Annotated in this window: 26 protein-coding genes; 22 read left to right on the plus strand and 4 right to left on the minus strand. The window is 60.9% G+C overall.

Translation table 11 applies throughout. From position 1 onward, the window contains the following. Window positions 1-107 precede the first annotated feature (107 nt). Complete coding sequence (locus tag UN63_RS07705; protein ID WP_104486192.1) at window positions 108-368, plus strand: hypothetical protein; 261 nt, start codon at window positions 108-110, stop codon at window positions 366-368. A 55-nt stretch (window positions 369-423) separates the two neighbouring features. On the opposite strand, the gene dusA is transcribed toward UN63_RS07705, so the two are convergent. After that, a complete protein-coding gene (dusA, locus tag UN63_RS07710) occupies window positions 424-1386 on the minus strand; it encodes a tRNA dihydrouridine(20/20a) synthase DusA (protein ID WP_229793436.1) in 963 nt (320 codons plus the stop codon). Window positions 1387-1566: 180 nt separating this feature from the next. On the opposite strand from dusA, the gene UN63_RS07715 reads away from it, so the two are divergent. Next, window positions 1567-2640 (plus strand): tyrosine-type recombinase/integrase, encoded by a 1074-nt coding sequence (locus tag UN63_RS07715; RefSeq protein ID WP_104486194.1) that lies wholly within the window; start codon window positions 1567-1569, stop codon window positions 2638-2640. A 9-nt stretch (window positions 2641-2649) separates the two neighbouring features. Here the strand turns inward: UN63_RS07715 and UN63_RS07720 are convergent, their stop codons facing one another. The 3 genes from UN63_RS07720 to UN63_RS07730 all read right to left on the minus strand — a co-directional run bounded on the left by UN63_RS07720 (window position 2650) and on the right by UN63_RS07730 (window position 5816). After that, on the minus strand, window positions 2650-2904 hold the full coding sequence (locus tag UN63_RS07720; RefSeq protein ID WP_104486195.1) for an Ogr/Delta-like zinc finger protein: 255 nt from the start codon (window positions 2902-2904) through the stop codon (window positions 2650-2652). Window positions 2905-2988: 84 nt separating this feature from the next. Continuing rightward, window positions 2989-3990, minus strand: a complete 1002-nt coding sequence (locus UN63_RS07725) for a phage portal protein (RefSeq protein WP_104486196.1) — start codon at window positions 3988-3990, stop codon at window positions 2989-2991. After that, entirely contained in the window at window positions 3987-5816 is a 1830-nt protein-coding gene (locus UN63_RS07730; protein WP_104486197.1) for a terminase large subunit domain-containing protein, read from the minus strand. The genes UN63_RS07725 and UN63_RS07730 overlap by 4 nt, the downstream gene beginning before the upstream one ends. A gap of 189 nt (window positions 5817-6005) precedes the next feature. On the opposite strand from UN63_RS07730, the gene UN63_RS07735 reads away from it, so the two are divergent. The 20 genes from UN63_RS07735 (at window position 6006) to UN63_RS07830 (ending at window position 20617) form a co-directional block, all read left to right on the plus strand. Further along, entirely contained in the window at window positions 6006-6890 is an 885-nt protein-coding gene (locus tag UN63_RS07735; RefSeq protein ID WP_104486198.1) for a GPO family capsid scaffolding protein, read from the plus strand. A 9-nt stretch (window positions 6891-6899) separates the two neighbouring features. Continuing rightward, window positions 6900-7940, plus strand: coding sequence for a phage major capsid protein, P2 family (locus UN63_RS07740; protein WP_104486199.1), 1041 nt, complete (start codon window positions 6900-6902; stop codon window positions 7938-7940). 10 nt (window positions 7941-7950) lie between these two features. Beyond that, on the plus strand, window positions 7951-8664 hold the full coding sequence (gpM, locus tag UN63_RS07745; RefSeq protein WP_104486200.1) for a phage terminase small subunit: 714 nt from the start codon (window positions 7951-7953) through the stop codon (window positions 8662-8664). Window positions 8665-8771: 107 nt separating this feature from the next. Next, window positions 8772-9230 (plus strand): head completion/stabilization protein, encoded by a 459-nt coding sequence (locus UN63_RS07750; RefSeq protein ID WP_104486201.1) that lies wholly within the window; start codon window positions 8772-8774, stop codon window positions 9228-9230. Window positions 9231-9240: 10 nt separating this feature from the next. Then, a complete protein-coding gene (locus tag UN63_RS07755) occupies window positions 9241-9738 on the plus strand; it encodes a phage tail protein (RefSeq protein ID WP_104486202.1) in 498 nt (165 codons plus the stop codon). Further along, entirely contained in the window at window positions 9735-10397 is a 663-nt protein-coding gene (locus tag UN63_RS07760) for a phage virion morphogenesis family protein (protein ID WP_104486203.1), read from the plus strand. The genes UN63_RS07755 and UN63_RS07760 overlap by 4 nt, the downstream gene beginning before the upstream one ends. A gap of 2 nt (window positions 10398-10399) precedes the next feature. Further along, window positions 10400-11515, plus strand: a complete 1116-nt coding sequence (locus UN63_RS07765; RefSeq protein WP_104486204.1) for a DUF2586 domain-containing protein — start codon at window positions 10400-10402, stop codon at window positions 11513-11515. Then, a complete protein-coding gene (locus UN63_RS07770) occupies window positions 11515-11970 on the plus strand; it encodes a DUF2597 family protein (RefSeq protein WP_104486205.1) in 456 nt (151 codons plus the stop codon). Before UN63_RS07765 ends, UN63_RS07770 begins: the two co-directional genes overlap by 1 nt. 5 nt (window positions 11971-11975) lie before the next feature. Further along, window positions 11976-12698 carry a glycosyl hydrolase 108 family protein gene (locus UN63_RS07780; RefSeq protein WP_342352434.1) on the plus strand — a complete coding sequence of 241 codons (723 nt, stop codon included), beginning with the start codon at window positions 11976-11978 and terminating at the stop codon, window positions 12696-12698. Beyond that, entirely contained in the window at window positions 12695-13315 is a 621-nt protein-coding gene (locus tag UN63_RS07785; protein WP_104486207.1) for a hypothetical protein, read from the plus strand. Before UN63_RS07780 ends, UN63_RS07785 begins: the two co-directional genes overlap by 4 nt. Beyond that, entirely contained in the window at window positions 13272-13487 is a 216-nt protein-coding gene (locus UN63_RS07790; protein ID WP_104486208.1) for a hypothetical protein, read from the plus strand. The genes UN63_RS07785 and UN63_RS07790 overlap by 44 nt, the downstream gene beginning before the upstream one ends. Further along, entirely contained in the window at window positions 13484-13747 is a 264-nt protein-coding gene (locus UN63_RS07795; protein WP_104486209.1) for a putative phage tail assembly chaperone, read from the plus strand. Before UN63_RS07790 ends, UN63_RS07795 begins: the two co-directional genes overlap by 4 nt. 44 nt (window positions 13748-13791) lie before the next feature. Continuing rightward, window positions 13792-13935 carry a DUF6890 family protein gene (locus UN63_RS17470; protein WP_425320321.1) on the plus strand — a complete coding sequence of 48 codons (144 nt, stop codon included), beginning with the start codon at window positions 13792-13794 and terminating at the stop codon, window positions 13933-13935. A 17-nt stretch (window positions 13936-13952) separates the two neighbouring features. Beyond that, window positions 13953-15887, plus strand: a complete 1935-nt coding sequence (locus tag UN63_RS07800; RefSeq protein WP_229793435.1) for a phage tail tape measure protein — start codon at window positions 13953-13955, stop codon at window positions 15885-15887. Then, the gene (locus UN63_RS07805) at window positions 15877-16203 is read left to right on the plus strand and encodes a DUF2590 family protein (RefSeq protein WP_104486211.1); all 327 of its coding nucleotides are present in this window, start codon (window positions 15877-15879) and stop codon (window positions 16201-16203) included. Before UN63_RS07800 ends, UN63_RS07805 begins: the two co-directional genes overlap by 11 nt. Next, window positions 16200-17411 carry a baseplate J/gp47 family protein gene (locus UN63_RS07810; RefSeq protein WP_104486212.1) on the plus strand — a complete coding sequence of 404 codons (1212 nt, stop codon included), beginning with the start codon at window positions 16200-16202 and terminating at the stop codon, window positions 17409-17411. The genes UN63_RS07805 and UN63_RS07810 overlap by 4 nt, the downstream gene beginning before the upstream one ends. Beyond that, window positions 17404-18318: a phage tail protein gene (locus tag UN63_RS17285; RefSeq protein WP_229793434.1), complete on the plus strand. Its 915-nt coding sequence runs from the start codon at window positions 17404-17406 to the stop codon at window positions 18316-18318. Before UN63_RS07810 ends, UN63_RS17285 begins: the two co-directional genes overlap by 8 nt. Continuing rightward, window positions 18315-19949, plus strand: coding sequence for a phage tail-collar fiber domain-containing protein (locus tag UN63_RS07820; protein WP_104486213.1), 1635 nt, complete (start codon window positions 18315-18317; stop codon window positions 19947-19949). Before UN63_RS17285 ends, UN63_RS07820 begins: the two co-directional genes overlap by 4 nt. A 9-nt stretch (window positions 19950-19958) precedes the next feature. Then, window positions 19959-20243, plus strand: a complete 285-nt coding sequence (locus UN63_RS07825) for a hypothetical protein (RefSeq protein ID WP_181068205.1) — start codon at window positions 19959-19961, stop codon at window positions 20241-20243. Beyond that, entirely contained in the window at window positions 20240-20617 is a 378-nt protein-coding gene (locus UN63_RS07830) for a hypothetical protein (protein ID WP_104486214.1), read from the plus strand. Before UN63_RS07825 ends, UN63_RS07830 begins: the two co-directional genes overlap by 4 nt. Window positions 20618-20718: the final 101 nt, after the last annotated feature.

The raw sequence follows: 20718 nt of genomic DNA on the forward strand, positions 1-20718 counted from the left end.
ACGGGAACTTCGTTTCATACCTGCCCCACTAAACAAATGATCTCTTTCATTTCTGTACCAATGTCGGACAAAGAGTCTGCTCCACCGACCCGCTCGAGCACATCCATGTGACGGTCGGTGGAGCAGATCCCTTTGTTCTCCTTGATGCAGCGGAGTTGCCTGTTGGCATCGTCTACAGACAACTCGGTGCTCGAGAAGAGGCAACAGAGATCGACTACCACGACCGTGAAATGCCATGGACGGCATTTCCCGAGCCCTCAGGGATGAGTTTATGGCGCGTCGTGGGAGGCGGCTGTGTTGCCTCTGAGCTCGGATTTAAAAATGATCAGATGTTTATTCAAATTGGTATTACCACCGTTCCCGTTTGAATGACTCCAGGCCGTTGTGCTGATGCTGGAAAATGTGATGATCAGCCAGGAGTCCTTAGCTGTAGTCAAGCACCGTCTCGGGTACCGACTCCGGTACCTTGGCCATGGCCGCCTCCACCACCTCGATACCGGAACCGGCCTTGTGGGCATTTTCGCTCAGATGACGCCGCCAGGCCCTGGCACCCGGCAGCCCCTGAAAGATGCCCAGGGTATGACGAGTGATACTGCCAAGATAGGTGCCCCGGCTCAGCTCCTGCTCTATATAGGGCAGCAGGTTGCGTACGACCTGATGGCGGCTGGGCACCTCCTGCTCGTCACCAAACAGCTCGGCATCCACCTGCGCCAGCAGATAGGGATTCTGATAGGCCTCACGCCCCAGCATGACCCCATCCAGCTGCGCCAGATGCAGTTTCGACTCATCCAGAGTCTTGATGCCGCCATTCACGGCGATGGTCAGCCCCGGATAATCGCGCTTGAGCTGGTAGACCCGTTCGTAGTCGAGCGGCGGAATTTCGCGGTTTTCCTTCGGGCTCAAACCCTTGAGCCAGGCCTTGCGGGCGTGCACCACCAGCGCATCGACCCCGACGTCCACCAACCCGTCCACCAGGGTGCAGAGAAACTCGTAGCTGTCCTGCTCATCGATGCCGATACGGGTTTTCACCGTCACCGGTATCGCCGCCGCCGCTTTCATGGCCGCCACGCTGTCGGCCACCCGCTTAGGCTCCGCCATCAGGCAGGCACCGAACATGCCGTTTTGCACCCGATCCGAGGGGCAACCCACGTTGAGGTTGATTTCGTCATAGCCGCGCTGTTCGGCAAGCTCAGCACAACGCGCCAGCGCCACCGGATCACTCCCACCCAGTTGCAGCACCAGCGGGTGCTCTTGTTGACTGAAGGCCAGATAATCGCCCTTGCCATGCAGAATGGCGCCCGTGGTCACCATTTCGGTGTACAGCTGGGCATGGCGGCTGAGCAGTCGATGAAAATAACGGCAATGACGGTCCGTCCAATCCAACATGGGGGCGACGGAAAACCTGCCAGAGCTGAAACCGCCAGCCCTGGCGGCTCCGTCCTGAGTTCTTGCGGTGTTGGGCGTTGTGCTGTTTTCACTCATTAAGCGTTGTTCTCTGCTATTTTTACGGCTACGGTATCCCGCCGAGTATCCCAGATAAATGGGATACCAGACCAAGGGGGCGTTGTGGCCAGTTTTACGGTAGAGAAACGCAAGACGGCGGCCGGGGTGATCCGGTATCGCTGCATCGTGCGTGTCAAAAAAGATAGTGCAATAGTGTATCAGGAGTCTCGCACCTTCGGGAAATTGGCGGACGCCCGCGCCTGGGGCAAGCTGATGGTGTCCCATATCGAGACCCAGGGGATACCGGGCCAGCAGCCGGCCGTGCCCACCATTCGAGAGCTGATAGCCATGTATCGGAACGACCCGGATATCAGCAAGAAGATCGGCCGCACCAAGGGGTATGTGCTCGACCTGCTGGCCGATAGTGACATATCAAGGCTGCAGGCCGATCAGCTCAGTACCATGGCCATCATCAACCACTGCCGCGACCGGAACGCTGCCGGGGCCAAGCCCCAAACCGTGGCCCAGGACATCAGCTATCTGAAATCGGTGTTTGCTGCCGCCCGCCCTGTGTTTGGGATACCCGTGGGTGACGACGTGATCCGGGAGGTGATCCCTGTGTTGCACAGCATGGGCCTGATAGGCAGGTCGGAGCGCCGGAGTCGGCGGCCAACCGAGGCTGAGCTGGACAAGCTGCGCGCCGGGCTGGCCAGCCGCATGAATCATCACGCCAGTAAAATACCGTTAACCGATATTCTCGACTTCTCCGTGCTCAGTTGCATGAGGATCAGCGAAGTCTGCTCCATCTTGTGGGCTGATGTGGATGCCGCTGAGAGGGTGGTGCTGGTGCGCAACCGGAAGGATCCCCGTAAGAAAGCCGGGAACCATATGTGGGTGCCGTTGCTGGGTGACGCCTGGGATATCGTGCAGCGGCAGCCAAGAGACTCCGACCGGGTTTTTCCCTACGAATCGACCAGCGTCACGGCGGCATTTCAACGGGTGCGCAATGCGCTGGGCATTGAGGACCTACGCTATCACGACCTGAGACGAGAGGGTGCCAGCCGCCTGTTCGAGGCAGGTTATGCCATTGAGGAAGTCGCACAAGTGACCGGTCACAGAAGTTTGAATTTGCTGTGGCAAGTCTACACCGAGCTGTTCCCTGGGCGACTGCATGCAAAAATGAAGGTTGAGAAATAAAAAGGGCGCTTATCGCGCCCCTTCCAGTTCCTTCAATAGATCCCGTTGCATCTCTGGTGCCAGTGATTTGACCAACTGAAACGCCATCTGGCTGGCGGTCTTGGCGCTTGGGCTCAGGGTGTGTCGATAACCGAAGCCACCCACCCAGGTGTGGCCGCACTCGGCATCGTTGCACTGGCAATACAGTTCGGTGTAATCCCGGCTCAGGCGATTGGTATTTGTTATCCGCCCCTTGTTTCCGCACTCTCTGCAGTACACGCGCATCTTTATTTTTCTCCCGTACAAACAAGCACCTATCATACGATATCTGGCATCACACGGCACCCATGCAACTGGTTATTTATACAGTCATTCCAGCGCAAACTGCAGGGCTAGCCGGGCCGGAATATCCGGGTCCGAATTCACCTCGTCGGCAATCAGCTCGCACAGCGGCAGCACCTCGTTACGGGTGTAGACCGCGTCCGTTTTTTCCGGGTCGCCCAGGCCGGCGGCGTTGCTGGGGATAATGCCCGCCTGCCCTGGCGGGAACCGGTGCGCGGTCAGTACGTCCTGGGCGCTGATGTTCTTGATGCGGTCAAAGTCGTCTTTGGTGGCAATGTCGCCCACCGGGATCAGCTTGACCCCGTCCGGGTTGCCGTTGGGAATGTTGATAAACAGGCTGCGAAAGTTACCCACCCCCTTCGAGCTTTGGATCTTCTTCTTTAGCTCTTCTTCCTGGTCTTCGCTCAGGTTCGGATCGGTGGCGTAGAAGATAAAGCCCATGTGCGCCCCGTTCTGGTAATAGCGCCGGCGAAACATGGTGGCGTCCCGGTTCAGCAGCGCCGACTGAATGCCGCCCAGGTAATCCGGCAGACCATAGATTTGCTGGCGGGGGTCGTATTGGGTCAGATAGATCACGTCTTCCTGCCGGTAACGGATTTGTTCGTTGTTGGCCTGCAGCAACACAAAGTCGCCGCTCTGGTGCCGACGCAAATAGATGGACGGCAACGGGTGTAACCGAACCACTCGGCCCAGGCTGTTGCGGATTTTCAGAAAAGCCGCATCACCAAACTGGATCAGGTCATGAGCGAAGGCCTGCATCTGCCGGCGTTTCAGGCCGCCGCCGCCCTTGAATCGCCCCGCCACCATGTTGCGCCGGGCATAAATCAGCGCCCCGTGGTGGGCGTTGGTGTTGGCAATCTGGGCCAGCCCCTGGCGGCTGATGGGGGTGCTCCAGTAATCGGCAAAGTGGTCGTAAAACAGCTCGGTGTAATCGGTGAGCCAGCGGCCGCTTTCTATCGGTTCCGGCTCGCCAAAGTTAAAGGCGGTCATCGGGTTGGAGGCAGGGTTGGAAATAGCTTGCTCGGTCATGCTTGTATGGCCCAGGTTGAAGAACGTTTGTTCGAGTGATCCAGCGGTTCGTTGATCACCGCGTGAGAAATGGCAAAGAAGGCGTCGGCGTGGCCGGTGGTGGCGTCCCGCCCCGCCTTGAAGGTCATGGCATTACCGCTGCCGGTAGTGGTGCGCTTGATGGCCATGAACGACAGGGGTATGTCTTTATGCTCCTGATCCCAGCTGATGCGGCCGGCCTCCACCACGTCGATCATCTTCAGTACCAGGCGGTTCTTGCTCTCAACCGAATAGTGAATAGCGTGTGCCTCGCGCGGATACTTGGTCTTGATCAGGTCAAACACCCCGGCGCCGATGCCGGTGATATCGACCCCGATGTAGGTCACCCGATAGCGTTTGAACAGCTTGGCAATTTCCGCCACATGATGCTGAAAGTTAAGCCCTCGCCAGTGGTGCTTTTCCAGCACCCGAAACGGCTCGTCGGTGACTTCCGGCGGGGCCAGTACCACCAGGGTGGCATTGTCCCGGGTGCGGCTGGGGTCATAACCCAGCCACACTTCCCGGTTGCCGAACGGTCGTACCTCTCGTGGTTTGAAGTCGGTCCAGATATCGGTATCCACGCCGCAGCCTTCCAGCTGGTTGAACTTGAACACGCTGGCCGCATCGTCCACAAACTCGCACATGAACAGGTTGCGAAATACCTCATCGGCGTATTCGTCGCGCAGCTCGTCCACATCAATCAGGTTGCAGCCACTGGCCACCGCGTCTTCTACGGTAATGGCATAACGCCATTGCCGGTCCGGGCACACCCGGCCGCCGTCGCGGATATCGTCGAGCGTCGGGAATTCAATGTCTTTGCGGCTGTCTTTGCCTTCCTTCCAGGTGTCGCCGGTCCAGAAGCCATAACCCGGATGCGACTTGGCCGAAGGGGTCGAGAAGTAGGTTTTTCGCCAGCGGGTTTGGGTGGCCATGGCCGAGGCCACGTTGCTGAGCTTGGTGAAGCCGGGGATCCAGAAGTATTCGTCAATGTAGACGTTGCCGCTTCGCGACTGGGCGCTGTTGGAGTTGGTGGATAGAAAATGCAGCTCGGCGCCGTTGCTCAGAATAATCGGGTTGCCCGACAGCTCCACCTGCAGGAACTCGCGGGCGATGTTGATGATGTAGGCCCGAAATACTTCCGCCTGGGCCCGGGTGGCCGACAGGAAGATCTGGTTGCCACCGGTGACCACTGCGTCTTCCAGCGCCTCGCCGCCAAAGTAGTAGGTCATGCCCACCTGGCGCGACTTCAGAATGTTGCGGGTACGCGGCACGCTGGGGTCGTCTTTCGCCTCGCGGCAGCGCAACTGGTAGCCGAACAGGGTGCCAAGCCAGTCATCAAAGTCTTCCGGCAGCAGTTCGCTGATGTCGTTCTTGCGCTGCTTGCCCTTCTTGCCCTTGCCGCCCTTGTTCTGCCCGCCCCCGCGTCTGCCTCTCGGTGCCGCCAGCTCGGGCAACTCATCGGCCTGCACCCCGGCGGCAATGGCCGCTTCCCGCTCCTTCAGGCCCACTTCTTTCTCGCGCAGCTGCAGCAGCTCTTTCTTCAGCCGCACGTGCTGACCAATCAGCCGATCCAGTTCGTCCAGCTCGGTCTGGTTCTTTTTCTCGCGGCCCAGCAGCAACTGCACTCGCCGGGCAATGGCGTCTTCCAGTTGCTCGTCCGACAGCAGCGCGTCCCAGCTGTATTTCTCCACCCACTGATACACCACCCGCACCGATGCCAGGTTAAGTTCCAGGGCAATCTCCCGGGGCAGCCAGCGCTTTAAATACAGCCCTTTGGCGGCGTTGCGGATTTCTTCGGTGTAGGCCATGACAGTCCGTATTTCCGATTAAGGCGCATGATAAATGCGGCCATCATACCCACCGTAAATACGCTTCTATCTCACTGAAATTGCGCGGTTTTGCGATTTATCAAAAATCGCAATTCGGCACAATTTAACAGAGTGAAATCAACATGGATTGCTCATAGCCTGTCGCCATCACAGGAAATGGGCAGGACCATGAGCACCGATTCAAAGTTGAGAACAGGTTGGGTTTGCATCGCCACCGAAGGCAACAGCGTCGACGAACGCGTTATCTCTCGCGAGTGGCTGACCGACATGGCCGAAACCTACGATCCCGACCACTACACCGCCGTTATTTGGCCGGACCATTACAAGTGGTCAGCCATGGGCACCGTAGAGGCGCTCAAGGCCGAAGAGGTTGACGGCAAGATGAAGCTGTTTGCCATCCTGCGCCCGACTCGCGAGCTCATCTATCAGAACCAGCAAGGTCAGTACCAGTTCTGCAGCATTGAACCCAAAGAGCAATTTGCCGGTAGTGAGAAAACCTACCTCGCCGGTCTGGGCGTGACCGACCGACCGGCCAGCACCGGTACCACTCGCATGCAGTTCAGCGCCAAAGACCAGCCCCCGAAAGTCATTGGCCAGAGCGAGCCGTTTAGCCTGGCCGACATGGCCGACCGCGAACAAGAAGCCGGCATGTTCAAAAAGTTCATGACCTGGTTCAAAGCCCAGGAACCTGACACCCCTGCCCCCCAAATACCAGAACCCGAGGAACCCATGGATAAAGCACAGTTCAGCGAATTGCTCACTGCCGTGAACAGCGTTGCCGACAAACAAGGCGAGCTGGAAGCCAAGTTCGAGCAGTTCAGCAAGAAAGAACCCGAGCCTGCCCCAGCCCCAGCCATAACGCCCGATCCACCGCCGGTGCCTGCAGAAACAGGCGTCACGGCCGAGCAGTTCAGCGAGTTGATGACGGCGGTAAAAGGCATGACCGATAAGCAGGGCGGGCTGGAAATCCAGTTCTCTACCCTGCTGAAAGAAAAGCCCGGCCAGACCCCTAATCCCGCCCCCGCCGGCGGCGACATTTACCACGTGGTGTAAGGAACCAGCATGAGCATGATTCTCACCCAGGCCGCCGAGTCCCAGCTGAATAAATACTTTCAGGCGCTGGCCACCGGCTATGGCATCGATGTTAGCCGCATCAAAGAAAAGTTCTCCGTTACCGGCCCGCAAGAAAACCGCCTGCGCGCCGCCCTGCTGGAGTCAATCGATTTCCTGCGCATGATCACCCTGGCCGACGTCGACCAGATCAAGGGCCAGGTTATCGATGTCGGTATCGGCGGTATCCACTCCGGCCGCAAGGCTAATGGCCGTTTCCTGAAAAACGTCGGTGTCGATGGCCACAACTACGAGCTGACCGAAACCGACTCCGGCGCCGTGCTGCCCTGGGCCACCCTGGCCGTGTGGGCCAACGCCGGTAACGAAGGCGAGTTCCTGCGGAAGGTGAACGAGTTCATCAACCGCAGCTTTGCGCTGGATATGCTGCGCGTCGGCTTCAACGGTATCTCCATTGCCGCCGACACCGACCCCGACACCAACCCCCTGGGCCAGGACGTCAACAAGGGTTGGCAGCAGTTGGTGGCCGAGTGGAATAGCGGCTCACAGATTGTCGGTAGCGCCGGCAGCAAGGTCTACTTCGAGCCCGAAGGCACCAAGGGCGAATACAAAACCCTGGACGCCATGGCCTCGGACCTGATCAACAGCACCATAGACCCGGCGTTTCGTAACGATCCGCGTCTCACCGTATTGGTCGGTGCCGACCTGGTCGCCGCCGCCCAGGGCCGTTTGTACAGCGAGGCAAACAAGCCCACCGAGCAGATTGCCGCCCAGCAGTTGGCCACCTCCATTGCCGGCCGTCGCGCCATGACGCCGCCGTTTTTCCCCGGCAAGCGCATGGTGGTCACCATGCCCGGCAACCTGCACCTGTATACCCAGCGCGGCACCCGACAGCGCAGCGCGGCCCAGAACCAGGACCGCAAGGGCTTCGAGTCCCAATACTGGCGCATGGAAGGCTATGCCGTGGGCGACTACCGCGCCTATGCCGCCTTCGACGAAGCCCATGTGGTTATCGGCCCCGATCCGGCGGTGTAAGGACTAACCCATGAGCACCCCGGCCCAGCGACACAGAGACAAGCACCGCGCCATGCAGGCGGCTGAACACGCCGCCGCCACCGGTCAGGCGGTGGGTGATTTGGCGCACAGCCTGCATCTGCAGTTACTGGCCCTGGAGCAAGACCAGCAGCGACTGAAGGCGCTGGACCGCATCGCCGACAAGGTCACGCTCAAGCGGGAACTGCTGCCCAAGTATCGCCCTTATGTGGAGCAGTACCTGGCCGGGGAAAAGACCCACCAGAACCCGCTGTTCGCCACCCTGGTGGTCTGGCTGTTCGACCTGGGCGAGTTCGAGCAGGCGCTGGACTGGGCCGAAGTGGCCATCGCTCAGGGCCAGCACACGCCCACCCGCATGAAGCGCGACTTCCCCCACTTTGTGGCGGATACCGTGCTGGAGTGGGCCGAACAGCAGGCGGCAGAGGGTCAGGCGGTCGAGCCTTATTTCAGCCGGGTGTTCGCTCATGTGGCCAAAGACTGGCGACTGAACGAAAAGCTGACCGCCAAGTATTTCAAGTTCGCCGGGCTGCTGTTGCTGCGCGATGCACTGGGAGAACCCAGGCCCAGCGCAGTGAGCGACCCGGACGTACTGGAGCAGGCCGATACCCTGCTGGTGAAAGCACATGAATGGGATCCGGTGGGTGCCCAGGTAAAAACCCACCGGAGCCGAATTGCCATGCGCCTGCGGGCACTTGAGCAAGACTAGCTCCACGCCGCCGCGCCCCGGCGGTGCGGGAACAGCCAGGCAATGCCTTAACGCTGTTGCCCAACACCGTGGCCAGGGGCGCACCTATTTAACGCAGAGGGCAAGCCATGTTTAACGGCAAGACCACCGACTACCAGCAAGCCACCATCACCAACGATGGTTTTTGGCCGGACATCGAGGTCGGCGAATTCGAGCAAGGCCGGGCCATACCGGCCGATATGCAGCCGGAAACGGTTGCCGCCGCCGTGCTCTCTGCCGTCGCCCAGGTCAACATCGAGCTGATGATCACCAAAAGCAAGCTGCAGGCCGAAGGGCACTGGATGGCCGCCGAAGTCGACGGCCCCCACATCAACGGCCAGAACCAGCTGGAAATACTCTACCGCCAGGCGGTGTTTGCCCGTGCAAAGGCCGATTTGGTAGTTGAGTTCGGCAGCGTGACCCAGCGCGACACCGGTAATAACCAGGCCACCCAAAGCGGTGATGCCCGCGCCGCCCTGCTGGCCGAAAGCCAGCAGCACATCCGGGCCATCAAGGGCGTGCACCGTTGCGGGATCGAACTGTTATGAGCGAGCTGTTATGAGCCAGGGTTATTACCTGCAGGCCCTGAGCGGGGTTATCAAGGAGCTGCTGCCACGCAAGTGCCACAAGGACTTTGATGCCTGGATGCAGAACGGCACCCTGCGCCTTGCACCCAAGCACGGCGGCAACGGCATGCAACTGGCCCGGCTGGATTACCAGGCGGTGTTTTTGATTGAAGACTTGCCGTTTAAAGAGCTGGACCCGGCCCTGGTGCTGGCCACCGTGGCCGCCTGGCTGCAGGACGTTGATACCGAGCGGGAACAGTTCGAGCTGCCCGATCCGGATTACGACGTGGAGCCGATAGACGACCGCACCGCCGATTTGACCATCAGCGTGCAGTTCAGCGAGCCGCTGTTTCTGCTGCCGGACGCCGCCGGCCCCATCGCCTACGGCGGCCAGCGTTATAGCGTAGCCCCCTACGAAGTCTGGGTGGCCGAAACCGGTCAGGTGCGGGTCAATGGTGGTCAGCCGGGTTCGACGGAGGAGCAGCCGTGATCGCGTTTGATTTAAAAGGCGCCGTTTCCGTCTCCGACCGGCTCAAGCTGGCCATGATGCCGCCAGAGCGCCGCAAGCGGCTGCTGGAAAAAGTCATGCGGCAGGCGGTGAAAGACACCAAGGCCAACCTGAAAGCGCAGCAAGGTCCAGATGGCCAGCCCTGGCCCAAGCGACAGCAGGGCCGAAAGAAGATGCTCCGCAAGATGGGGCGCGGACTAAAAGTGCAGGTTAGCAAAAACGAAGGCACCGCAGCCTGGAAAGATAAAAAGGCCGGCCAAAACGCCTTCAAGCATCAGTACGGATTGCCCGAGATTTACACCAAGGCCAAGGCCAGAAAGCGCAGCGGCAAGTCAAAAGATGCCGCCGACCCTGACGGCCCGGCGACCCGCCACCAGGCGCGGCTGCTTCGGCGGCTGGGCTACAGCATCACCGTCGGCAAAAAGGTGAAGCGTACCCGCAAGCCGGGGCTGGCCTGGATACAGAAAAACATGAGCTTCGAGCAGGCTGGCCAGACCCTGAAGATGCTGATCGCCGAGAAGCGCAACAAACGAGCCGGCAAGACAAGCTGGGAAATAAAGGTACCGGCCCGCCCCTTTATGGAGCTGGATCCTCAACTGGTCATCAATGCCCTGGCCGCCGAATTTAACCGGAGACGTTAACCATGATCCCAATCATTCAAGTCAACAACCTGAACCAGATGCAGGGGCCGACCAACGAAGTTGAACGCCACTTCCTGTTTGTGGGTCAGGCCGCCGCCAACAGCGGCAAGCTGCTGTCGGTCAACACCCAGTCGAAGTTTGACGAACTGCTGGGCACCGAAGACAGCACGCTTAAAACCAACGTGCTGGCCGCCATGCAGAACGCCGGCCAGAACTGGAGCGCCCACGTGCACGTGCTCGCCGTGGCCGAAGACTGGAAAGCCGCCGTTCGCGCCGCCCAGGCCGCCGCCTCTTTTGAAGCCGTGGTGCTGACCGAGCCGGTCGCATCTGCCGCCGCCATCAATGACGCCCAGACCCTGCGCAATGAGCTGATCGCCACCTGGGGCCGCTGGCAAACCATGATCATCGCCGTGCCGGGTATCGATAATGCCAGCCAGGACTGGCCCGCCTACGAGGCCGCCATGGCCACCCTGCAAGAGGGTATTGCCGCCGATGGCGTCATGCTGGTGCCCCAACTGCACGGCAACAACGCCGGCGTGCTGGCCGGTCGCCTGTGCAACCGGCTGGTGACCATTGCCGACACCCCCATGCGGGTGAAGACCGGTGCCGTCGTGGCTCTGGGCGCCGAGCCCCTCGACAGCAATAGCGCCCCCTTGACCCTGGCCACCCTGCAAACCCTGGAATCAAACCGTTACTCGGTGCCCTGGTGGTTCCCGGACTACGACGGCGTCTATTGGGCCGACGGCAACATGCTGGACGTAGAAGGCGGTGATTACCAGGTGATCGAAAACCGCCGGGTGGCCGACAAAATCGCCCGCAAGCTGCGCATTAGAGCCATCGCCCGCATCGGTGATCGCCAGCTCAACAGCACCCCGGCAAGCATGGCCGCCGCCGAGCTCTATTTCACCCAGGACCTGCGGGCCATGAGCAAGTCGGTAACCATTGCCGGCCTGACCTTTCCCGGCGAAATCACGCCGCCCGACGACGGCGATATCGTCATCGAGTGGCTGAGCAAGTACGAGGTGGCCATTTACACCCTGGCCCAGCCTTACGACTGCCCCAAGAAGATTGGCATTAACATCATGCTCGACCTGAGCAACCCAGGAGGTAACACCTGATGAGCCGCCGCATATCCGGCATTAACTTCGACGTGGAGCTGCTGGGCGCCATGATCCACCTCGAAAAAGCCACCCTCACCATTAACGACAGCACCGCCGTCACCCAGACCCGCGGCATTACCGACGGCTTTGTGGACGGCGACGTCACCGCCGACGTGGAATACGAGCTGGATACCAAGAACTTCAACCTGCTCAGTCAGGCCGCCAGAAGCGCCGGTTCGTGGCGCGGTATCGAGCCCCACGACGTGCTCTATTACGCCAACACCGGTACCGAAGAGCTCAAGGTAGAAGCCTTCGGCGTAAAGTTGGTGCTGTCCGACCTGCTCGACATCGACACCAAGGGCGGCGACAAGAGCATCCACAAGATCAAGGGCTTCATCACCAGCCCCGACTTCGTGCGCATCAACGGCGTGCCCTACCTGTCCCGTGACGACACTCGTCACCTGATTGGGTAACCGCCATGGATGTCATCGACCGCGCCAATGACATGAGCGACTGGCTGCTGGCCAAGCAGCTGGCCGCCCAGACCGGTCGCAGCACCAGCGGCACCAGTCGCCACCAGTGCGACGAGTGCGCCGAGCCCATTCCCGAGGCCCGCCGGGTTGCCCTGCCCGGCGTTGACCTTGTGTGTGGATTGCCAGACCCTGATGGAGAAAAGACGCTGATGTTCAACACCGTATTTGATCGCACCGTGGGCCACGAGGGTCGCTTTCAGGCCCACCCGGACGACCGTGGCAACTGGACCTCTGGCCAGGTAGGCAAAGGCCAGCTCAAGGGCACCAAGTTTGGTATCTCGGCCATGACCTACCCCGAGCTGGATATCGAGGGGCTGACCGTCGAGCGAGCCAAAGCTATCTACTGGCGCGACTGGTGGGATCGCCTGGGCATGGCGCGCTTTCGTCCCGCCACTCAGTACCAGCTGTTTGATGCCGCCATCAATCATGGCATGCACCACAGCACCCGCATGCTGCAGCGGGCCGTGGGCGTCAAGGACGACGGCGTCATTGGCCCTCATACCCTGGCCGCCGCTCAGGGGGCCGAGCTGAATGATCTGCTGATGGCCTTTCTGGCCGAGCGGCTGAACTTCATGACCGGCGTGCGTACCTGGGCGCAGTTCGGCCGTGGCTGGGCCCGCCGCATCGCCCTTAACCTGCACTATGCCACCGAGGATAACGACCGATGAGCGACTGGAAAGACATTGCCACCACCGTAGGCCGCATTGCCGGCACCGTAGCTCCGCTACTGAGCGGCCCCGTGGGCGTGGCGGCTACCATTGGCGCCCAGATAGCCGGGGCGCTCGGTACCGATAACCGGCCCGATGCCGTACAGCGGGAGCTGGTGCAGAACCCCGGCGCCGCGCTCAAGTTGCAGCAGTGGGCCCATGAAGAGCGGGAGCAAATCCGCCAGGCCAACCTGAAGTTGGTCGAACTGCACCTGAAGGAAACCGACCTCTTTCTGGATGACGTAAAGAACGCCCGCACACAACACCACGACAGCCCCATGCCGGCCCGCCTGACCCTGTCACTGGCGATCATGGTGGTGGCCTTGACCGTGGCACTCATGGTCATGCCGGTACCCGACAGCTCCAAGGAAGTGGTGTTCTACCTTGCCGGGCAAATCGTGACCGCCTTTCTGGCCGCCGTCACCTACTGGCTGGGAAGCTCACGCGGCAGCGCCGAAAAACAAAAACAAATCGACCGAATCGCAGGAGGTCACATTGGACCAGGTAACCGAGTGGCTGGGCGTGGGGATCTCGATGGGTCTGCTGCTGGCCGCCGTGCTGACGCCCGTCCTCAATAACCTGGGCGGCAAGGTACACAAGAATCAGGTAGATAACGCCAACCTGCGGGCCCATGTGGCAGAAAACTACGCCACCAAGCCCGAGCTGAAGGAAGGCATAGACCGCATAGAAAAACGCATCGATGACGGTTTCGACCGTCTGGATAAAAAACTGGAGAGACTGCAAAAATGAGCAAACAAACCATCACCCTGATTGTAAGCGGCGCCGAACTGGCGTTTGAGCCCACCACCCAGGCATACAACAAGTACATCAACGAACTGACCATGGACGACAAGGTGGCCCCGGCTCACAACTACCTGAACCGCATCGTGGCCGCCGACGGCAAGGAAGCCCTGGCGAAGCTGCTGGCCTTGCCCGGTGCCGGCTTGAAGCTGGCCGCCAAGGTGAACGAGGCCTTCATTCCCGAGCTGGAAATCTCGGTAAAAAACTAACCCGCCGGGCCGAGGCCATAGAGCACAACCAGCTGGAGCAGATACTGACGTTACGCCGCCACTATCTGCCCCATGAGCCGGACGATGAAGAAGCCCTGGCCCGGGCTATCTGGCTGAACAAGCAGCACTGGGACAACACCTCTCACGCCATCGCGGCGGGTATAGCAAAGGCATTTAACGGCGCATGAGACATCTGGAACAATTAATGCTCACGGTTGGCCTGGTGGACAAGGTCACCAGGCCCATACAGGGTATTAACGATCAGATAAGACAGACCGGCGACCTCGGCCGTCAGAGCATGGATCGCATCGTGGGTGGTGTGGCCGGCCTGGCTGCGTCCGGTGTTGCCCTTTATCAGGCGCTGATGCCCGCTATCGAGATGGACCGGGTGCTGGGAGAAGTGAAATCGCTGGGCGTGGTGCAGCAAGACCTGGATCTGCTCAGCCAGACCGCCACCGAGTTTTCCATCGAGTTTGGCAAGTCGGCCACCGAGTTCGTGGGTGCCGCCTACGATATCAAGTCGGCCATGGGGGAGTTGTCCGGCGACGAGCTGGCCGGCATTACCAAGGCATCCGCCGTGCTGGCTGCCGCCACCAAGGCCGACACCGCCACCATTACCAGTTACATGGGTACCATGTACGGGGTGTTCAAGCGGCAGGCCGATGCCATGGGCAAAGACAACTTTGCCGCCATGGTTGCCGGCCAGACCGCCCAGGCGGTGGAGTCCTTCAAAACCACCGGCGCCGAGATGAGTGCCGCCTTTACCAGTATTGGCGCCACGGGCACCGCCGCCGGGGCCAGCATGGCCGAACAGATGGCGGTACTCGGTACCCTGCAGGCCACCATGTCCGGCTCCGAGGCCGGTACCAAGTACAAGTCGTTTCTGAACGGCATTGCCGGTGCTCAGGACAAGCTGAACATGAGCTTTGTCGACGGCAACGGCAATGCCCTGGGCATGGTCGAGATACTGCAGAAGCTGAAAGACCAGTTTGGCGACACCCTTACCGTGGCCGAGTCGGACGCGCTGAAAAAAGCGTTCGGCTCCGACGAGGCGGTGGCGCTCATCAAGCAGATGCTGCCGGACATCGACGGCCTCGCCGCCAGTATCAATAACGTCGGCCAGCAGACCGGCATGGACAAGGCCACCCAAATGGCCGGCGCCATGACCGACCAATGGGAGCGGCTGGGCGCGGCCTGGTTCGCCTTGGCGGCTGGGGCCGGGGGTAGCGTGCTGCCCGCCATCAACGACATGGTGAGCGTCCTGGTGGATGGCATGGCGGTACTCACCCAGTGGACCGAGATGTTCCCGAACCTGACCGAAATGGTGACCTGGGCGGCTATTGGTGTCGGCGGCCTTACCGCCGTAATGGCGGCATGGAGCGTCGTCGCTGGCATTGCCGCCCTGGCACTGGGCGCCGTGAGCTGGCCGATCCTTGCAGTGGTGGCAGCCATTGCCGCGCTTATATGGCTGTGGGAACCGCTTTCCGCCTTTCTGGGAGGATTTATTGGCACTCTGGCACCGGCAATTGGCCAGGTATTCGAACCCTTTGGCGATATTCTGGGGGCTATTGGTAACGGCATTGTCTGGCTGATAGACCTGTTTGGTCTGGCGGGGGAAGCCCTGGACGGTATGGGTGTAGGTTTTGTCACTATGCAGGGACTGGGTCAGGCCGCAGGTACCATTATCGGCACTGTGTTCAAGCTACTGCTCGCCCCCTTGTGGGCAGCGGGAAAAGTGGTGCAATGGGTACTGGAAAAACTGAGCCTGATCCCGGGCGTGGATATTGATATCGGCGGCGCAGATATGTCGCTGCCGGAAGTTCCCGAAATGCCCTCTATCACACAGGAAGTCGAGCGCACTGGCAGTGGAGTGCTTCCTGCTGAAGCAGTGGCAGGCACTCCTAATATGCCCAAGAGCTTATCTCAGGCCAAACAAAACACCATCAACCAGCAACTCAGCAACGCCCGCACACCGGACACCATCAAGGCGCCGGCGGCACCGCTGATGCCACAAATGGCCAGAGTCGCCAGCCAGAACGCCGGTAAAACCGTGCAGTTTGGCGATGTGCACATCAAAGCCGAGCAGGGCATGGGCCCGCAGCAATTGGCCGAATGGGAGGAACTGCAGCATGGCTTCTGACCGCCAATACATCGACCTGCTGATTGAAGACGGCGGCATCGTGCTGGATGCCGGCGCCCAGCCGGTTTATACCGACAACCGCCACAGCATCGGCCAGGACATCAAGCACGCCGTGCTGGAGTCCGGGCTGGCCCGGGCACTCATTGGCGAACGCAGCCCCACCCTGCGCGCCGACGTGCGCACCCAAATCCGCATCCTGGTCGAGCAGGACAGGCGGCTGGTGCCCGGCACCGCCGAGCTGCGTGAAGAGGCCGCCGACCGCTACCTGCTCACCGCCACCACTTACGATTTCGGCCACCTGGAGGTAACACTGTGACCGCTCGCCCTACCGTGGATTTTACCCGGCTGGTTGCCGCCGAAGGCATCCCGACCACCGAAGAAGCGCTGGCCGTCGAGCTGGCCACCGAGGTAACCGCCTCCGGATCGGTGATCACCAACGACAGTCGCATGAGCCCGTTTTGGAGGTTACAGCAGGCGCTGGTGATCAAGCCCGCCCTTTGGCTGCTGCGCAACCTGCTGGTTGGCCATGTGCTGCCCAACAGCTTTGCCGCCACCGCCAAGGGCTACTATCAGGATCTAAAAGCCTGGGACGTGGGACTGACGCGCAAGCCCGCCACCCGCACCCGCGGCACGGTCGAGCTGTTCAAGGGCGCCGCGCTGGATGAGACTCTGATCCCGGCCGAAACCCTGATCAGCACCGAGCGCATTAACGGCGTGACCTACACCGTCAAGTCGGTGGCCGATGTCGTGATTTCGGCCGGTTCCGACTCCGGCCTGGTGCTGTGCGAAGCACTCGAACCGGGCACGGCATACAACCTGCCCGCCGGCTATTTCAACATTCTGCCCAAAGCGGTACCGGGCATCTCTCATGCCAGCAACCCGGAAGACTGGATCACCCAGCCCGGCGACGACGAAGAAGACGACGACGAACTGGGCCTGCGCATTCAGAATCAGTATTCCGTGGTCGGCCGCTACCATATCGACGCCGTTTATCGCTCCATGCTCGCCAGCGTGGCCGGCATTCGCTCCGATCACATCTTCTTCGAGCACGACGCCCCACGCGGCCCCGGCACCGCCAACGCCTATATCCTGATGGAGGTCGGTGCCACGCCCCAGACCCTGATCGACAAGCTTAACCACCATGTCAGCACCGAGGGCAACCACGGCCACGGCGACGATTTGCAGTGCTTCGCCCTGCCCTATACCGACCACGCCCTGGTGCTGGATATCTGGCCCCGGGCCTTTATCAGCGACGCCGACAAGGCAGCCCTGCAGGCCGAGGCCGACAGCCTGGTGCGCGCCGCCTTTCGCGAAACCGCCGCCTGGCCCACCGTGACCCGGGTGCAGCCTTTTTCCCGCTTCTCGTTCAGCCGCCTGGGTCAGCAGCTGCATAGCCTGCTGCCCGATATCGACGGCGTCGATTTTTCCGACGACCTCGGCGAGACCACGGCGCCGGTCGCCAACATCGAGAGCGGCCAGAGCATTCCGCGACTCACCAGCCTGACGGTGATCATCCATGACTAATCAGTCAGGGCATGATATCGAGATAGTCGAGGGTCGGGGATTCGCCCTGCCCCTGGTGCTGGAAGCCGGCGCCGGTCAGATGGGTCTCACCGGCTATCGGGTGTCCGCGCAGATCCGCCAGACCTTTGAGCAATCGTCTCCGGTGGTGATTGAGCTGACCGCCACCCTGGCCGACCCGGCGCGGGGGCGGCTGAACCTGTCGCTCACGGAGCAGCAAACCCGAAAGCTGTTCCCTAAGGCGCTGCACCCGCGCGCCCCTGTCGGCTATTACGACGTTTTCATCACCTCGCCCAGCGGCGCAACCCGATATCTGATGGGCGGTCAGGTGCTCTATACCGCCGAGCCGGACACCCATCAGCAGCAGGCAGTCGCCTTGCCCGAGCACATGGCACCCTGGTGGATGGACGGCAATGGCATGCAGGAGCCGCATTTCATGACCAGGGGCGTTAATGCCTTTTGGCGGCGCTGCTGGCGGTACCTGTTGTTTCCGCTGCGTCAGTCCGACCCGCTCAACTGCTCCGAAGCCATGCTCAACCTGCTGGCCTGGGATCGGGGTATCCGTCGCTTCACCAATGAACCGTTAGACCTGTACCGCAAGCGGGTGAAGTACGCCTTTGTGAATGCCCGTGACGCCGGCGAAACGGCCGGGTTCAAGCGCATCTTTGAACGGCTGGGCGTCGGCTGGGTCGGCATTCACGAGCGTCGCCCCGGCGAGCCCTGGGACCTGATCACCATCGAGCTGAGCGACAGCAACCTGGCCCAAAACCAGACCCTGCTGCAAAGCCTGATCGAGCAATACGGTCGCACCTGTCGCCGCTACCAGTTTGAAGTGACGTTCCCGATCAAGGTGCAACTCAATCACGGCCGCTTCGACGGCAGTTATCAGATCATTGGAGCCAGTCTGTGACCCAATCCGTTATTACCTCCGCCTTCGAAACCTACCTGGCCGATCGATTACAGGCCGGCGAGCCGACGATCCTGGATGAAATGGTACTGGCCTATATTCCAGACCTCGACTTACAGCAGCCCATCGACAGAACCCAGGGCTTGCCCCCCATCGGCCAGATAGTGCACCGCCAGCCCATCGACCAGGCCGGCCGCGTCAACAGTAACGCAGTGGTCTACTCCGTGGTCATGGATGCCACGGTCGGCGACTTCGACTTTAACGCCCTTTACCTGGTCAACAGCACCGCCGACATGGTGGCCATGGCCGTGCATAAAGAGACGGAGCAAAAAATAAAAACCGCGGGGGCGTCCGTGGGCAACTCTCTGGTGAAGTCGCTGCTGATGGAATACGACGGCGCCGTGGCCGCTACCCAAATCAATGTGGATGCCGGCACCTGGCAAATCGACTTTTCGGCCCGCCTGCGCGGCATCGATGCAGACCTGCAGGCTCAGGCACAGGACCACTACGGCCAGGCCGCCTTTCACGCCGCCGCCTTTGCCGTGACCGCCGCCGGTGGCAACGACTACAGCCTGGCCCCCGGCCGTGCCTACATCGGCGGACTGCGTGCCGAACTGGCCGCCAGTCAATCGGTAACCGTGCCCGCCCGCCCCGCCACCATCTATGCCGACGCCTATTACGCCGGCAGCCTGCTGTCGGACTGGGACACCATGCTGACCATCACCGTCAGCACCGATCCCTTGCTCGACTACATCGACGGCGCCGGCTATCAGCACCGCGTCACCCCCGTCGCTCGCATCGAAGTTAGTGGCGCCATTACCGACCTGCGCGGCCGCGGCGGACTCTGGTGGCACGAACAGCGCCCCGCCGCCCACACCAAAGATCAGGTTGGCCTGGATAAGCTGGATAACTTCGCCACCGCCAGCCAGGCCGAAGCCGAAGCGGGCAGCAAAGCCGACCGCTTCATGACCCCGCTGCGCTCAAGGCAGCTGGCCGACAAGCTGATCCAGGCGCACAAGGGCGAAACCAGCCCCCACACTAAAGGCCAGGTTGGCCTGGACAGCGTCGACAACTTCGCCACCGCCAGCCAGGAAGAAGCCGAGGCGGGCAGCAAAGCCGACCGCTTCATGACCCCGCTGCGAGTTAAGCAGGCCATCGCCAAGCTGGTACCGGCGACCTTTCCGGCCGGCACCCGCATGTTGTTTCAGCAAACGTCGGCCCCCGCCGGCTGGGTAAAAGAAACCGCCAGCTTCAACAACCACGCCTTGCGTGTGGTCACCGGTACCGCCGGCAACGGCGGCGGCACCGACTTTACCGCCGCCTTTACCGCCAATCGCGCAACCAGCGAGAGCGGCGAACACAACCACTCGATCACCGTGAACAATCACACCCTGACCCTGAGTCAGATCCCGGCGCACAAGCATGGCGGTTATGTGGGTAAGGGAAGTTATTCATTTGAGCACCATCAATACAACTCACGCATGCCCATCGGCAGTTACCAAGATGGCACCGACAGCGCCGGCGGCGGCCAACCCCACAGCCACGGCGGTAGCTCAGATCTGAACGGCAAGCACAGCCACACCCTGAAAATGGACGTGAAATACGTCGACATCATCATCGCCACCAAACAATAAGGAGCCGTCATGCAAATCAAACCCGGCAGCTACTGCCCGTTACTCAAAAAAGACTGCATCGGCATCAAGTGCGCCTGGATGACCCAGGTAAAGGGCACCCACCCGCAAACCGGGCAGGACGTGGATGAATGGTCCTGCGCCATTACCTGGCTGCCCCTGCTGCTCATCGAGAACAGCCAGCAGCAACGCCAGACCGGCGCCGCCGTCGAGTCGTTCCGTAACGAAATGGTTAACGGTAACCAGGTGCTCGGCCTCTTGCTTGCCGAGGGCGCCCAGCTGGAAGCAAAGCCATGAGCCTGACATCTACACCAAAATACGACATCACCATCACCGAAGGCGCAGATTTCACCCTGTCACTGGTGCTGGAAGAAGACCGCGAGCCCATGGTTCTGACCGGCTACACCGCACAGGCCCAACTGCGCGAGAGCTACGACCAGGGCGCCGCCCTGATCCGCGAGTTCCGCGCCGACATCATCAATCCGCCCAGCGGCGAACTGATCCTGTCACTGACCAGCGCTCAGACCATGGCCCTGTTCCCGGTTGCGCACCCGCAGCGCCCGCGCACCCTGGCCGGCTATTACGATGTCTTTATTACCTCCCCCACCGGCACCGTGACTTATCTGCTTGGCGGCCGCGTTATCTATTTCCAGACCATTACCCGGAGCTGAATTTATGGCTATCACCGTCAAAGTCTCCCCCCTGACCAGTCAGGCCTCGGTGGATGACCTCATCAACATCCGCAACGCCGCCCAGTCGGCCGCCAGCGGTG

Source organism: Oceanisphaera arctica (assembly GCF_002936955.1).
GTDB lineage: Bacteria > Pseudomonadota > Gammaproteobacteria > Enterobacterales > Aeromonadaceae > Oceanimonas > Oceanimonas arctica.